General features: G+C 67.3%; 11 protein-coding genes, 2 tRNA genes and 1 riboswitch. Of the genes, 3 read left to right on the forward strand and 10 right to left on the reverse strand.

The window, feature by feature from the left end; translation table 11 throughout:
• Positions 1–96: 96 nt before the first annotated feature.
• Positions 97–597 (forward strand): MarR family transcriptional regulator, encoded by a 501-nt coding sequence (locus ACFXI3_RS05145; protein ID WP_344285640.1) that lies wholly within the window; start codon positions 97–99, stop codon positions 595–597.
• On the opposite strand, the gene ACFXI3_RS05150 is transcribed toward ACFXI3_RS05145, so the two are convergent.
• The gene (locus tag ACFXI3_RS05150) at positions 594–1,082 is read right to left on the reverse strand and encodes a helix-turn-helix domain-containing protein (RefSeq protein ID WP_344285637.1); all 489 of its coding nucleotides are present in this window, start codon (positions 1,080–1,082) and stop codon (positions 594–596) included. The two genes, ACFXI3_RS05145 and ACFXI3_RS05150, sit on opposite strands and share 4 nt — an antisense overlap.
• 76 nt (positions 1,083–1,158) lie before the next feature.
• On the opposite strand from ACFXI3_RS05150, the gene ACFXI3_RS05155 reads away from it, so the two are divergent.
• Positions 1,159–2,211 carry an FAD-dependent monooxygenase gene (locus ACFXI3_RS05155; RefSeq protein ID WP_378398162.1) on the forward strand — a complete coding sequence of 351 codons (1,053 nt, stop codon included), beginning with the start codon at positions 1,159–1,161 and terminating at the stop codon, positions 2,209–2,211.
• Between the two features lie 1,089 nt (positions 2,212–3,300).
• Here ACFXI3_RS05155 and ACFXI3_RS05160 read toward each other — a convergent pair.
• From ACFXI3_RS05160 to ACFXI3_RS05170, 3 genes are all read right to left on the reverse strand, one after another.
• Positions 3,301–3,373, reverse strand: a tRNA-Glu gene (locus ACFXI3_RS05160).
• A gap of 90 nt (positions 3,374–3,463) precedes the next feature.
• A tRNA-Gln gene (locus ACFXI3_RS05165) sits at positions 3,464–3,535 on the reverse strand.
• Positions 3,536–3,584: 49 nt separating this feature from the next.
• Complete coding sequence (locus tag ACFXI3_RS05170; RefSeq protein WP_378398163.1) at positions 3,585–4,421, reverse strand: HAD family hydrolase; 837 nt, start codon at positions 4,419–4,421, stop codon at positions 3,585–3,587.
• Between the two features lie 880 nt (positions 4,422–5,301).
• Between ACFXI3_RS05170 and ACFXI3_RS05175 the strand changes: the two genes are divergently transcribed.
• On the forward strand, positions 5,302–6,540 hold the full coding sequence (locus ACFXI3_RS05175) for an FAD-dependent oxidoreductase (protein ID WP_378398165.1): 1,239 nt from the start codon (positions 5,302–5,304) through the stop codon (positions 6,538–6,540).
• Positions 6,541–7,129: 589 nt separating this feature from the next.
• Here the strand turns inward: ACFXI3_RS05175 and ACFXI3_RS05180 are convergent.
• The 6 genes from ACFXI3_RS05180 to ACFXI3_RS05205 all read right to left on the reverse strand — a co-directional run bounded on the left by ACFXI3_RS05180 (position 7,130) and on the right by ACFXI3_RS05205 (position 15,039).
• Positions 7,130–7,900 (reverse strand): fumarylacetoacetate hydrolase family protein, encoded by a 771-nt coding sequence (locus tag ACFXI3_RS05180; RefSeq protein WP_344285626.1) that lies wholly within the window; start codon positions 7,898–7,900, stop codon positions 7,130–7,132.
• A 260-nt stretch (positions 7,901–8,160) separates the two neighbouring features.
• Positions 8,161–9,831 carry a citramalate synthase gene (gene cimA, locus ACFXI3_RS05185; RefSeq protein WP_378398166.1) on the reverse strand — a complete coding sequence of 557 codons (1,671 nt, stop codon included), beginning with the start codon at positions 9,829–9,831 and terminating at the stop codon, positions 8,161–8,163.
• A 210-nt stretch (positions 9,832–10,041) separates the two neighbouring features.
• Positions 10,042–11,046 carry an ABC transporter substrate-binding protein gene (locus tag ACFXI3_RS05190; RefSeq protein WP_378398167.1) on the reverse strand — a complete coding sequence of 335 codons (1,005 nt, stop codon included), beginning with the start codon at positions 11,044–11,046 and terminating at the stop codon, positions 10,042–10,044.
• The gene (locus tag ACFXI3_RS05195; protein WP_378398168.1) at positions 11,039–11,827 is read right to left on the reverse strand and encodes an ABC transporter ATP-binding protein; all 789 of its coding nucleotides are present in this window, start codon (positions 11,825–11,827) and stop codon (positions 11,039–11,041) included. The genes ACFXI3_RS05190 and ACFXI3_RS05195 overlap by 8 nt, the downstream gene beginning before the upstream one ends.
• On the reverse strand, positions 11,828–12,850 hold the full coding sequence (locus tag ACFXI3_RS05200) for a FecCD family ABC transporter permease (protein ID WP_378398169.1): 1,023 nt from the start codon (positions 12,848–12,850) through the stop codon (positions 11,828–11,830). It lies immediately after the preceding gene.
• A 1,010-nt stretch (positions 12,851–13,860) separates the two neighbouring features.
• Positions 13,861–14,012: riboswitch (cobalamin riboswitch) on the reverse strand.
• On the reverse strand, positions 13,999–15,039 hold the full coding sequence (locus ACFXI3_RS05205; RefSeq protein WP_037811756.1) for a 3-isopropylmalate dehydrogenase: 1,041 nt from the start codon (positions 15,037–15,039) through the stop codon (positions 13,999–14,001). It overlaps the preceding riboswitch by 14 nt.
• Between the last annotated feature and the right edge of the window lie 131 nt (positions 15,040–15,170).

Genomic DNA, 15,170 nt, shown 5'->3' on the forward strand with positions numbered 1-15,170 from the left:
CCGCGCGGGGCAGTTGATGAGGCCCGATTCCCCCTGATTCGTTGCCCAGCCCCGTTATCGAGCGGAATCCGCCGCGCGATACGGCACACTGGTCGCATGTCTCGCGCGCCGATTCCTGCCCGCACCGACGTACCCGACGACGTCGACGCGGTCACCGAAGCCGTGCTCACCGCTTCCCGCCTGCTCGTCGCCGTGTCCGCGCGGTCCATCGCGTCGGCGGGCGATCTCATCACGGTGCCGCAATTCCGGCTGCTGGTGGTGCTGCATTCCCGCGGCCCGCTGAAACAGGCCGCGCTCGCCGAACATCTCGGCGTCACGCCTTCCACCGCGAGCCGGATGATCGACCGACTGGTCGCGGTCGCGCTGGTCGCCAGACTGGGCAATCCGTCGTCCCGGCGCGAGGTCGTCATCGAACTCACCCAGGAGGGCGACCGGATCGTCCGCGTCGTCACTCATCGGCGACGTCGCGAAATCGCCGCCATCGTGGAAAAAATGCCCGACTCGGCCCGCCGCGGCCTGGTCGACGCCCTGACCGCCTTCGCCGAAGCCGGCGGCGAACCCCCGGCCGGAAACCCCGCCGACGCGGTCTGGGTCTAGATTTCCGCCGCCACCGCGCGAATCCCGTCGGCCACCTCTTTCGCCGACGGCGCCTCCTCCGGGTCAAGCAGCCACTGCACCATCAGCCCGATCACCAACGCGCTCTGCACCGCCCCGCCGACCCCTTGGCGAGCCTCCCGCAGCCCCTGCACGAGATGCTCGCGCACCTCCGGCGACCGCTCGGCCTGCACGAGCGCCTCAAGCTGCGCGACCCACAACGCCCGATCCTCGCCGAAGCTGCCGATCATCCGCTTCAGCCCCTGCTCGGACAGGTCGAACGACGAATCCGCGACTTCCCCGCCGAGCTCGTCGACCGCCGCCACGAGCGCCTGCGTCAGCAACGCGTCCCGCGACCCGAAGTGATACCCGATCGCCGCGTGACTGACCCCCGCCGCGGCCGCGATGTCGCGCACCGTCGTGTTGCCCCAGCCCCGCTCGATCAAGCACCGCTTCGCCCCGGCCAGCAGATCCTCGCGATTACCCATGGGAACACCCTATCTTGCCCACCTGGTTTATCCAAATGGTTTGACCAAATGGACAAGACCGCGCTACGTTTCTGCCATGACCTCCTCGAACGTCCTCATCTCCGGCGCCGGCGTAGCTGGCACGACCCTCGCCGAGTTCCTCACCCGCGCCGGCCACCGAGTGACCCTCGTCGAACGCGCCCCCGCCCTCCGGCACACCGGCTACGCCGTGGATTTCCGCGGCGCCGCCTTCGATGTCCTGTCCGAGCTGGGCATCCTCGATGCAGTCCGCCGCCACGACACCAAAATGACCGGAACCACCATCGTCGACCGCGACGGCGCGCAGGTAGACCAACTCCCCGCCGAGGCTTTCGCCGGTGAGCTGGAGGTCCCGAAACACGTCCTGAACGAGCTGCTGTACGCCTTGACTGTCGATCATGTCGAGTACCGCTTCGGCACCTCGATCACGTCGCTGGCGCAAACTGAGACCGGCGTAACCGCCGAACTGACCGATGGCTCTGTGGAGACCTACGACCTGGTCTTCGGCGCCGACGGCGTGTACTCGAAAGTCCGCCAACTGGCCTTCGCCCCGCACTCCGCGGCCCTGCGACACCTAGGCCTCTCCGGCGCGGGCTTCACCATGCCCAACTTCCTGGGCCTGAACCACAACGGACTCCTCCGCGCGGTAGATGGCACCGCGGTCTACCTGTTCAACTCAGGGGATCCGGATCGCCTGACCGTGAGCCTTTCCTTCGGAACCCCTTCCGGAGCCCTGGACCGCCTCCCCAGAGCCGACCAGGAAGCCGCGACGCGCGCCGCTTTCGCCGGTGACACCTGGCACACCCCCTTGTTGCTGGAAGCGATGTCGGAGGCTTCGGACTTCTACTTCAGCTCGAACGCACAGGTACATTTGGACAGCTGGTCAACGGGCCGAATCGCCCTGCTGGGAGACGCCGGATACTGCGCCGCGCCCGCCGCAGGCATGGGCACCTCCCAAGCCCTGCTCGGCGCCCGCTCACTGGCCCGCCACTTGACGGCCGCGGATCACCCCGAGGCTTTCGCCCGGTACGAGGCCGAACTCCGCCCCTATGTCACCGAAAACCAGGCCAACGGCCGCTCCACAGCCGCAATGTTCGGCGGCGAGGGCTGAGCTTTCCTATGCACGGCCGGTGGTTTCTTTGACCGCTTCCTTTGCGGGTTTCTTTGACCGCTTCATTTGCGCCCGCCGTCCCCCGTCAGTCGCTGGCCCGCAACTCTCGGCTTTTGCTGGCCCACAGCCCTTTTCGCCTGCGGTTCCCCTCATCGAGCTGGCCGCAGTACCCCGTCTTGCAGCTTCCGCGCGGCCTGCTCAATGCCCACCCGCAGTTCCCGATCACCCCGCCCGCCACCATTCCTCTCCAGTGGCTCCCCTCGCCCCGGTGGCCGCCGTACCCCGCCCGCAGCTCTCGGCCCGCACGGGCGCAACATCCTCATCCCCCAGCTCTCCCCCGTGCTGGCACGCAATCCCGACTTCCCCGAGCTCGTCACGCAGTTCCCGCTCATTGCGCTTGCCCTCAGCCCCTCATGGGCAGCTCGCCTTTGCCAACCCACAGCTGCAAGCACTTTCGCCCGCTGGCGGTGCCGAAGCTCTGTCTGCCCGCCCGCAGTTCCATCACCGTTGCCCATCCGCAGTGCCCAAGGTCTGTCTGGCCAGCCCACAGCTGCAAGCACCTTCTCCCGCCAGCGGCACCCAAGCCCTATCTGCCAGCCCGCAGTTCCAATACCTTCGCCCACCAACGGCACCCAAGCCCTGCCTGCCAGCCCGCAGTTCCAACACCTTCACCCACCCACGGCACCCAAGGCCCGTGTGCCAGCCCGCAATTCCAACACCCTCGCCCGCCGGCGGCACCCAAGCCCTATCTGCCGCCCGCGGTTACCAGCACCTTCGCCCACCCGCAGCGCCCAAGCCCTGTCTGCCCGCCCACAGTTCCAACACCCGCCCACGGCACCCAAGCCTTGCCTGCCAGCCCACAGTTCCCTCAGCCCGCCGACGGCCACCGACCCCGCCGCAGCCCCCACACACCCAGGTCCACTCCCCCCGCAGCCTGAACACCACTCGCACCCAGCAACCCGCGTCACGCACCGCAACCCGCGCCGCACTCGGCTCAAATCCCCACCAGCCCCACCCACCCCACGAGCCCCGGGCTTTCCCCTAAACGCAACAAAGCCCGGTTGATCAATTGATCAACCGGGCTGGTTGTACCCCCGATGGGATTCGAACCCACGCTACCGGCGTGAGAGGCCGGCGTCCTAGGCCGCTAGACGACGGGGGCTTAGGAACTTCCCCGTTTCCGGGGCTTTTCTTGCGAGAGAGAACTTACCAGAAGCGATTTCGCACTTCCGAGAGGGGGTCCTCTCTGCAGCTGGGGTACCAGGACTCGAACCTAGACTAACTGGACCAGAACCAGTCGTGCTGCCAATTACACCATACCCCAGTGAGGTACTTTCCCGGTTGCCCAGGTCAGTGCCGCACGAGAAGAAATACTAGAACATCCCGCCGCGGACCGTCGCAGCGGGGGTCCCCGCCGCCCGCGGGGCGGGGACGCCGACCGTCGCGTACTCCGAAACCAGCAGCTCAGGCAGCTCGTCGAGGCCGGTCACCGTGTGTACTCCCTCCGGCGCGCGCTCGCCAGTGCGGCTGGTCCCGTCGCGATCGAGCCAGACCGCGCCGAGCCCGGCGTCGAACGCGCCGATCGCGTCGGTGTCGAGCTTGTCCCCGACGTGCACCGTGCGTTCCGGCGGGCAGTCCAGCGCCAAGCACACCGAGTGGAACATCACCGGATCGGGTTTCGCGACCCCGACCTCCCCCGCAATCGCGACATGGTCGAAAAACGGCGCGAGCCCGAGTTCCGCGATTTTCTGCCGCTGATGAACCCCTGAGGCGTTCGTCACGGCCGCGAGTTGCAGCCCCGCGGCGCGCAGCCATTCAAGGCAGGGAACAACATCATCGAATAGCCGCCAAGACCGCGCCAAAATCTCCCGCCGGCGCGCCTCGAACGCGCTCACTTGCGCGGAGTCCCCGAAGATCCCCAACTCGGCGAGGAAACATTCGGTGCGCCGGTGATGCATCACGTCGTAGCCGAGCTTCCCGGCGACAACGAGCGCGACATGCTCCTCGGTGATCAAGTCCCACAACGGCCAGAGGTCGTCGCGCCCTGTGAGCGCGTGCAGCGTACGGCGGATCGCGGCGGTGCAATCGATCAACGTGTCATCGATGTCGAGGCAAACCAGACTCAGCTCAGGAGGCGCCCACGGTTCGCGACCGGCAGCGGCCGGCGGGGCAGTACGAGCACGCGACAGAGCGGCCGGGGCGAAATCCACCCCGTGAGGCTAGGGCACTCGCCGCGTTCGCAACGCGGCCAAAAAGGTGATTACCCCGGTGCTGTTGCCGCTGACCGGCTCTACTGCCGGTGCACAAAGTGTCCGCCCGGTGACGTTCACCACCACCCCAAGGGGCCGAGCGGGTGAAAGACGCTTACTCCATGCTCCCCGAGAACTGACAAATTCCGAACGATCTCCTCAGCCGCTCACACCCGCCCCCGCTCGCGCTCCCGCCTGAAAACCCTGTCACCCCAACCCTTTCCCGCCACCGAACGCACCTTTCTGGACACCGCCGCACCCAAAGCGACGCCAACCACGCATAAGTTCCGCCGCCGAACTAACCGCCCGAAATCTTTTCCCGGAAAATATCGGTACTCCGCTCTTTCCGATCCGGACTCTCCCGAGATCCACATACGCGAACCACACACCATTACGCAAACTCCCCACATTCCGGCCCCCGCGCGGCAACATCAACTCCTCCGCGAACACCGACCAGTCGCACTTACCGCCTCCGCGACCCCGCCTCCGCGACCCCGCCCCTCGACAGCGCCCCTCGGCGGCGCCCCGTCTCCAACTCCCACGGCCCCTTCTCCAACTCCCGCTTCACGACTTCGCCGCCCGCACGCCACCAACCGCCCTCGCCCACCGCGCCCGACCGCCGCAACCACCTCCGGCTCCGCACCCGCAGCCGCGACCCTTGGGACACACGCACCAGCCCGCCCCTTGCCCCTTCGCCGCCCCGGCCTCGACCGCGGCACCCACGCGCACCCGGCCCTCCGCAGCCACGAACACACCCCATCGGCCGACTTGACGCACCATCCGCCCAAGGTGCATCCTCAAGTTATTCAACAGACGATGAATAAGAGGGGAGCTGAGGAAGATGACCGAACACACGGGGTGCGTCATCGTCGGCGGCGGACCGGCCGGCATGGTCGCGGGCTTGCTCCTGGCCCGAGCCGGCATCGAAGTCACGGTGCTGGAGAAGCACGCGGATTTCCTCCGCGATTTCCGCGGCGACACCGTCCATCCGTCCACCCTCGCGCTCCTGGACGAACTGGGCCTCGGCGAAAAGTTCGAAGCTCTGCCCCACACCAAAGTGACCACCGTCGGACTCCCGACCCCCGACGGCGACCCGCTGACCCTCGCCGACATGTCGCTGCTGAAGGTCCCCCGGCCGTACGTCGCGATGGTCCCCCAATGGGATTTTCTCGACCTGCTCGCCGAGACAGCGCAGAAGGAACCGACCTTCACCCTGCGCCTGGAAACCGAAATGACCGGCCTCCTCCGGCCCGGCCGCCGAGTCACCGGCGTCCGCTACCGCACCGCCGACGGCGCCGAAGGCGAACTGACGGCCAACCTGGTAATCGCCGCCGACGGCCGCTGGTCATTGGCCCGCCGCTCAGCCGGCCTCACCCCGCGGGAGTACTTCACCCCGTTCGACGCCTGGTGGTTCCGCCTTTCCCGCAAGGCCGAAGAGCGGGAAGCCACGTTGATGCCGAGGATGAGCAAGCGCCACTTCGCAGTGCCGTTGCCGCGCAAGGGCTACTACCAGGTCGCCTACCTCGCGCCGAAGGGCAAAGACCTGAACGAGGCAGGCATCGAAAGCTTCCGCCGCGACGTAGCCGAGGTCTGCCCGGAATTCGCTGACCGGGTGCACGAGCTGAAGTCCATGGACGACGTCAAGTTCCTCAACGTCCGCCTCGACCGCCTCAACCGCTGGCACGTCGACGGCCTGCTCTGCATCGGCGACGCCGCCCACGCGATGTCACCGATAGGCGGAGTCGGAATCAACCTGGCGGTGCAAGACGCTGTCGCCGCCGCGAGGCTACTGGCCGACCCGCTCCTGCGAGGCAAGCCGACCGAAAAGGATCTCGCCGCTGTCCGGAGCCGTCGCCTCCTGCCGACCGTAGCCGTCCAGGGCATGCAACGCCTTCTCCACCGCCGCGTGATGGGCCCCGTGATGACCGGCCGCGCTGACGGACCCCCGCCGCAATTGATCGCGCTGCTCAAGCGCTTCCCGAAACTCGCCCGAGTCCCGGCATTCCTCATCGGTGTAGGCATCCGCCGGGAATCCGCACCAGCCTTCGCCCGCCGCCCGGCAGAACCGGCACGCCGCTAGCCCAACCACCGATTCGCCACCAAACGGCAAACGCCTCTTGCCCGCCGACATGCCACCCGCCACCCACCGGCAAGCACCAGCCGGTGGGCCAGGCCATGGCCAACCAACGGCAACTCGTCTCGCCACCACGCGGCAACAACGACACCGCCCACCCGGCCCAGACGCCCTCGCCATCAAGCGGCAACCGCAGGTCACGCATTCAGCAGCTGACCTCCCTAGCCGCTGAGCGGCAAAAGCTCCCACCGCTCGGCAACCAAGCGCCGCACAGATCTGTCGCCACTCAACGGCAACGGCACCCGCTGCCTCGCCAACGCGAGCACCAACTCACCTCACGCCACTCAACGACGACAGCCCCAATCGCTCACCAACCGGAGCGCCACCGCCATTCGCCACTCAGCGGCAACGGCACCGTCTCCCCGCCAACCCCGGCATCAGCCACCCGCCTCGTCGTTGAGAGGCAAGCGCCGGAGCCACCGCCCGTTCCCTCCCCAGCAGCCAGAAAACCAGCCCCGACCAGGGATTCGCCACTAAACGGCAACACCCGAAACCACCCGCTGAACCCTGTCGCCGAAAAACGGCGACAGCCAGCTCAGAGGTCCTGCACCGGGTTCGTCAGAGTCCCGAGTCCGTCGATCGTGATGGACACCGACTGCCCATCGACGATCGGGCCGACTCCCTCCGGCGTGCCGGTGAGGATCACGTCGCCGGGAAGGAGCGTCATCACCCGCGACACGAACTCCACCAGCTCGGGCACCTTGTGCACGAGATCCGAAGTCCGGCCGTCCTGCTTCAGCTCTCCGTCGACCTCGCTGCGGAGCGCCAGATCGGACGGGTCGATCGACGTGTCGATCCACGGACCGAGCGGGCAGAAGGTGTCGAACCCCTTCGCCCGGCCCCACTGGCCGTCGGACTTCTGCAGGTCGCGCGCGCTCACGTCGTTCGCGACCGTGTAGCCGAGGATCGCACTGGCCGCGCGGGCCGCGGGCACGTTCTTGACCGGCTGTCCGATGACGACCGCGAGTTCGCCCTCGAAGTCGACGCGGCCGACGTCCGACGGACGCCGGATCGGAGCGTTCGGCCCGACCACCGTCGTGGACGGCTTGATGAACAGCATCGGCGCGGACGGCACCTCGTTGCCGAGCTCCGCCGCGTGCTTCGCGTAGTTCCGGCCGACGGCGATCACCTTCGACGGCAGGATCGGCGCGAGCAGCCGGACGTCGGCGAGCGGCCAGCGCTTGCCGGTGAAGTTCGGCTGGCCGAACGGATGTTCCGCGATCTCCAGGACCTGGGCATCGTCGCCGTCCCCCTCGATCGAAGCGAACGCGACACCACTGGGATGAGCAATACGAGCTAGACGCACCACACCAGTCTACGTATACCCACCGACTGTCGCGCACCCCGAGCATCCGCGACAGTCCCCTTCGCGCGAGCGGCCCCTCCCACCGGCTAACCGGTCGTGACCGCACTGGTGTGAAAGGACCCTTCACTCCAGCGAGAAACGACCACTCCTCGCGGCACCACCACGAACGGTCGCCAATAGACCCAACTGTGAGCCGCAATACCCACCACACGAAGGACACCAAGTGCGCAAAGGGTCCCAGCGAGACCCGCAGGCCAGATTCACCCGCCCACAGCGGCCACCCCCAGCTCAGCCGCCGCCTGCTCCCGCCCCGACGCGACCGTCAGGCTCTTGTGCACCAACGCGTCGCACAACGCCAGCCAGCTCGCCTCGACGATGCTGCCGTGCACCCCCACCGTCGTCCATTCGTGTTCGCGGTCACTAGTTTCAAGAAGCACCCGCGTGACAGCGTCCGTACCGGGGTTCGACGGCAGGATCCGCACCTTGTAATCGGCCAGCTCCATGCTGTCCAACCAGGACAGATACGGACTCAACGCCTGGCGCAGCGCCGCGTCGAGCGCATGCACCGGGCCGTTCCCTTCCGCCGTGGCGATCACCCGCTCGCCCGCGACGTGCACCTTCACCGTCGCCTCGGAAACAACCTCGCCGTCCGGACGGTGGTCCAGCACCACCCGATACGACTCCAGCTCGAACGGCGGCGGATCCGACTTCTCGCCGGAAACCTCCTCGACCTCGCGGCGCAGCAACAACCCCAGCGAAGCGTCGGCCGCCTCGAACGACCAGCCTTCCGATTCGAGCGCCTTCACCTTCCGCACCGCGTTCGTGAGTGCGTCAGGCCGGCCGGCAAGGTCGACCCCGAGTTCACGTCCCTTGAGCTCGAGACTGGCCCTGCCGGCCATCTCCGTGACCAGTACTCGCATGCCGTTGCCGACAGAAGACGGATCGATGTGGTTGTACAACAACGGATCCACCTTGATCGCGCTCGCGTGCAGCCCCGCCTTGTGGGCGAAAGCGGACGACCCGACGTAGGCCTGGTGGGTGTCGGGTGCGAGGTTGGCGATTTCGGCCAAAGCATGGGAGACGCGAGTGAGCTCGGCGGCGCCTCCGGTCGGGAGGACCTCCATTCCGAGCTTGGTCACGAGGTTTCCCGTTACGGCGAACAGGTCGGCGTTGCCTGCCCGTTCGCCGTAGCCGTTCGCGGTGCACTGCACGTGCGTCGCGCCGGCCTGTACCGCGGCGACGGAGTTCGCCACAGCACAGGAAGTGTCATCCTGGCAATGGATTCCGAGCCGGAATCCGGTCTTTTCCCTGATCTTGCCTACGGTTTCAGCAAGTCCTAACGGCAGCTGGCCGCCGTTGGTGTCGCACAGCACGAGAACGTCCGCGCCCGCGTGCGCCGCCGCGTCGAGCACCCGCAGCGAAGTTTCGGGAGAGAAGGCGTAGCCGTCGAAAAAGTGTTCCGCGTCAAGGAAAACTCGACGTCCTTCGCCGACGAGGAACGCGACCGTGTCCCGCACCATCGCACACGCCTCGTCGACGTCGACTCGCAGCGCCCGCTCGATGTGCCGAAGGTCCGATTTAGCCACCAATGTGATGACCGGAGCCTCCGAATCCAGAAGCGCACGGACCTGCGGGTCTTTGTCGGCCGTCGTTCCCGCCTTGCGCGTGGATCCGAACGCGACGAGCGCAGCGTGCTTGAGCGGCAATTCTCCCTTTGTCGCACGGGAAAAGAACTCCGTGTCCTTCGGCAGCGCACCCGGCCAGCCGCCCTCGATGAACCCGACACCCAGCTCGTCCAACAGCCGCGCAACGGCCAGCTTGTCCGTGACGGAGTAGGTGATTCCCTCGCGCTGAGCACCGTCGCGCAAGGTGGTGTCGTAGAGGTGGAAGGCATCGCCGAGCGGCGTGCCGGCGGGTTCCGTGCGGGTCACGGTGTTCTCCTTGTGGCGGGGCAGAACCTGGTCCAGGCAACAAAAAAACCTCCCGCATGGGTGCGAGAGGTTGCGCGCCGGTAGCTCTTGTGGAGCGTCTATCCGGCGCGCAAGGCAATAATGATGGAGAGGGCGGTCATGTCGGCCATCATGCCACAGCTTCGCCCGGCTTCCAAACGCCGGGCGAAGCTTCCCACCTTCTGAGAGCCGTCAGCCAGGCAGCTTCGCCAGGTAGCGACCGAATTCTTCGACGGCGGCCGCATTTCGCGGCCCCTCCACCAAAGCCGCGTACGGCAGCGCGAAGAAGCGCCCTTCCTTGACCGCCGGGATGTCGCGCAGGCCGGGGCGCGAACGGAGGAAGTTCTCCTTGTCGGCCACGCTGCCGACCTCGCCGCCGTAGTCGTTGATGAGGATGACGTCCGGCGCACGCTGGATCACGGCTTCCCAGCTGACGCTCATCCAGCTGTCGTTGAGGTCCGCGAAGATGTTGGCACCACCCGATTTGGTGATGATTTCGTCCGGGCCCGCGTTTCGCCCGGAGGTGAATGGCTGGTCACGGCCGTCGTCGTAGAGGAAAACCTTGGGCTTCGGCCGTCCGGCCGGCACCGCGTTCGTGACAGCGGCGACCCGAGCGCGGTACTCTTCGATCAAACGTTCTGCACGATCACTGATTCCGAACATTTTCCCCACATTGCGCACATCTGTGTACAGCGCGTCGAGCGGTCGCATGATGCCTCGCTGCTTGCCATTGCCGTTGCGGCAGGACTCGGTGAGCAAGTAGCTGGAGATGCCCAGCTTCCCCAGGGAATCCGGGGTGAACCCGGTTGCTTCCGAGAAGCCGTAGTTCCAGCCCGCGAACACGAGGTCCGCTCCCGCGCCCTGCACCACCTCGCGGTTGATCTTCTCGGCGAGCTTGGGCACCTTGGCGAAATCGGCTTTCCAGGGCGACGATGCCACCCCGCTGGACTGTCCTTTGTCGACCACGTAGCCGGCCATCCGGTCGCCCAGGCCGAGCGCGAACATCAGCTCGGTGATGCCGATGTCATTCGTCACGACCCGAGAAGGAGGTTTGGACACGGTCAACGACGAACCGCAGTTGGTCACCGTCACGGGAAACCCGGCCGGGGGCGCGCCACCGCCCCCTTCGGACACTTGAGCGCCGCACCCGGTGGCGACGAGGGCGACCGTCACGATCACCGCGACTGTCCTACGCATGACTGTCCTCCTGGGACTCGAGCCGGTCGAACAACAACTGCGGACGCCCCGTAGCGGGATGTGGCACCACATGGCCGCGCACCCCGAACACGTCGGCGAGCAAAGCAGGCGTGAGCACCTCGGCCGGGGTTCCGCTCGCGACGAGGCGGCCGTGGTTCAGCACGTGCACCACGTCGCACATAGCTGCGGCCAGGTTCAAGTCGTGGAGCGCGGCCAGCACGGTCGGCCCGCTGGCACGAGCGAGTGCCAGGACCTCGAGCTGGTGCCGGATGTCGAGATGGTTGGTCGGCTCGTCGAGCACCAGGAGCCGTGGCTGCTGTGCGAGGGCGCGCGCGATCAGCACGCGTTGCCGTTCGCCGCCGGACAAGGTGAGCACGCCGCGGTCGGCCAGGTCCGCCAAGCCGACCTGATCCAGCGCGGCGGCGCACAGCTGATGGTCGGCCGCGCTCATGCGGTCGAGCAGGCCGTGATGCGGCATGCGCCCCATCGCCACCACTTCGGCGACGGTGAAGTCGAACTCCGCGTGCGATTCCTGCGCGACCGCGGCGATCGCGCGTGCGCGCTTTCGGGGTGCCATGCCGTCCACCGGCTGGCCGTCGACAAGGACCGCTCCGGCGGACGGCTTGAGCACTTGGCAGACGGCCCGCAGAGTCGTCGACTTTCCGCTGCCGTTCGGACCGAGCAGTCCGACGAAGTGGCCTTGCCGAGCTTCGAGGGTCACGTCGTCGACCAGCTTGCGACCAGCCGCGGTCACGCTGACGCCATTGAGCGAGAGGTCCATTCACGCGCCTCCGAACACGTATGCGCGACGGCGCATCAAGAGCAGGAATGCCGGTACCCCGACCGCCGCGGTAAGCACCCCGATCGGCAACTCCTCGGGTGCGGCGAGCACCCGCGCCGCGACGTCCACCCACACCAGGAAAACCGCACCGGCGAGCGGCGCGACCGCGAGGACCCGACGATGATCAGCGCCGACGACCAGCCGCACCAGGTGCGGAAGGATCAGGCCGACAAATCCGATCGCTCCGCTCACCGCGACCAAAACCCCAGTCATGGCAGCGCAAACGATGAACAGGAGGATCCGCAGCTTCCCGACGTCGACGCCGAGCGTCGTCGCCGCTTCGTCGCCCATCGCGAGTGCGTTGAGCCGACCGGCCAGCGCCAGCAGCAACAAAACCCCGCCGACCACCACGATCGCGGCGATCGGCAAGGTGCCCCAGTTCGCGCCGGCGAGACTGCCGAGAAGCCAGAACAGCGCCGACCGCGCCGCCTCTCCGTTCGGCGCTTGGAAGACGATCACCGTGGTGATCGCGAAAAACCCGTAGGACAACGTCGTTCCGGTGAGCACCAGACGCAGCGGGGTGAGCCCTTGCCGCGTACGGGCGACGAGATAGACGATCAAAGTCGCGGCGAGCGCTGCCACGAACGCCCCGACCGACAACGCATAGATCCCGAGTGACGCGAAAACTCCGAACAACGTCACCGCTGTCGCCCCGACGGAGGCACCAGAGGAAATCCCCAGCACATACGGCTCGGCGAGCGCGTTGCGCACCATGGCTTGAATCGCGACGCCGACCGTCGACAACCCAGCGCCGACGACCACCGCGAGCAGAACGCGAGGAAGCCGAAGATCCCAGATGATCCGGTACTGCCCGACCTCGTCCGGACTGATCGTCCCGCCGAACAACCCCGCGCGGAGAAAGGCCCACGTATGCGTGACCGGCACCGTCACCGTCCCGATCCCGACAGCGATGACAATCGACCCGAGCAACACCACGCCGAGCCCGAGAAGCACCGGCGTCAACGGCCGTCGCCGTTGAAGGGCAACTGCCCCGACCTGGGATTCGCCACTCAATGGCGACGCGACCCGCTGACTGCTGGATTTGCCGACCCGCGGCGAAACGGTACTTTCACGCGCGGCTTGGTCGTTCAGCGGCGAGATGACGCGAGCGCCGGAACCCGTCGGCCCAGACCCGACCGAATCGTCGACCCGCGGCTGGTCGATCGGCACTTCGCCGCTGCGGTGCGCCGCGTTGCCGCGAAATGGCGAATCCTCCCCTGCCGCCGCGCCGTCAGCTCGGCTTAGGTCGGACGCACCGCCATTGCCGCTGGATGGCGAAACGCTTGAACCACTTTCGCCGTTCAGCGGCGAAACGTCTGCGGCACCGTCACCGCGCGGACCTGAACCGTCCAAGGCACCGTCGCCGCCAGACGGAGAACCATCCGTGCCGCCACCGCTTGAACTCGAATCATCCGACGCACCGTCGCCACGAGGCGGCGAAACACTCGACGCGCTACCAGCCCGCGAACCGGACCTGGCCGACCAGCTATCACCGCTAGACAGCGAATGATCCGCGGCATCGCCGTCACGCGAACTCGAACGAGCCGACGCACCGTCGCCGTTCAGCGGCAAAACATCCGGAACGCCGTCGCCGCGAGATGGCGAACGGCCGAAAGCGTCCTCCCCACCACCGGGAGAAGAGCCTGAACCATTGGAAGCATCCGTCGGCGGACCATCGCCAGACGGAACCGAAACACCCTCGCCGCTCAACGGCGAAAGAGGGCCACCCTCGAAAACCGCTGAAGAATCCCCACCGGCGGCAGGCGGCGAAACCCCACCAGAACCACCGTCGCCACAAACTGGCGAATCCCCAGCCCCACCAAGCACAGGACCAGGACCAGCTGAACGTTCATCAGGCGAAGGCGAAGAAGAAGACACCACCGGCGACGACCCAATCGAGACATTGGGCCCGCAAAAGACGGCAGCCGCCGGCGGCGGGAGTGTCGTCTCCCGCAGACCACGACGGGAGGGGACGAGGTTCGAGGAACCTCCGCCGGTATCGGGCTCGCCTTCGGCTCCTGAAAAACAGGAGCCGAAGGCCTACCGTTGCGGGTCAGCGCCGGATTTCGACCGGCTTCCGCGGCGGGGGTCCGAAAAACTCAGGACGGGGTCTAGCCGGCCTGACGGGCGTTCGACGAGACCAGCGCCGCGAGGCGGTCGCCGATCGCCTGGGTCGCGCCGGGCGACGACTGGTCGCGCGTGGCGAGATCGAAGGCCACCGAAGCCTCGATGCGCCGAGCCGCTTCCTTCTGGCCAAGGTGGTCCAGTAGGAGCGACACCGACAGCACCGCGGCGGTCGGGTCGGCGAGACCCTGGCCGGCGATGTCCGGCGCGCTGCCGTGCACCGGCTCGAACATGCTCGGGTTCCGGCGTGTGATGTCGAGGTTCCCGCTGGCCGCGAGGCCGATGCCGCCGGTCACCGCGGCCGCGAGGTCGGTGATGATGTCGCCGAAGAGGTTGTCGGTGACCATCACGTCGAACCGCGACGGGTCGGTGACCAGGTGGATCGTGGCGGCGTCCACGTGCGAGTACGCGACGGTGACGTCCGGGTGCTCGAGCGAAACCTCTTCGACGATCCGCGACCACAACGAACCGGCGTGCTCCAGCACGTTGGTCTTGTGGACGAGCGTGAGGTGCTTGCGCGGACGCTCTTCGGCGCGGTTGAACGCGTCCGCGACCACGCGCCGCACGCCGAAGGCCGTGTTGACGCTGACCTCGGTGGCGATCTCGTGCTCGGTGTCCTTGCGCAGCAGACCGCCGTTGCCCGCGTACGGGCCTTCGGTGCCTTCGCGCACCACGACCATGTCGACGTCCCCGGCGTCGGCCAGCGGGCCGCGCACCCCGGGGTACAGCCGCGCCGGGCGCAGGTTCACGTGGTGGTCGAGTTCGAACCGCAGCCGCAGCAGCAGGCCGCGCTCGAGGATTCCGCTGGGCACTGTCGGGTCGCCGACCGCGCCGAGCAGGATCGCGTCGTGCTGGCGCAGTTCGCCCAGCACCGACTCCGGGAGCAGCTCCCCGGTGGCGTGCCACCGCGAGGCGCCGAGGTCGTAGTTCGTGATCTCCGCCGCCGGTGCTACCTCACCGAGCACCTTGAGCGCCTCGGAGACCACCTCGGGCCCGATCCCGTCCCCTGGGATCACCGCGAGCCGCATCCACACACCTCCGTAGCCCAGGCCACCGGGCGCACCGATGGCCCATTCGCACAAAAACGCCAGCAGCGGAAGGTTACCGGCCGTAGACAAGGTGCCGTAGCCGCACCACCCTTATGCCGCATCCTCCCACA

It is taken from the genome of Amycolatopsis sp. NPDC059235 (genome assembly GCF_042754125.1).
GTDB lineage: Bacteria > Actinomycetota > Actinomycetes > Mycobacteriales > Pseudonocardiaceae > Amycolatopsis > Amycolatopsis albidoflava.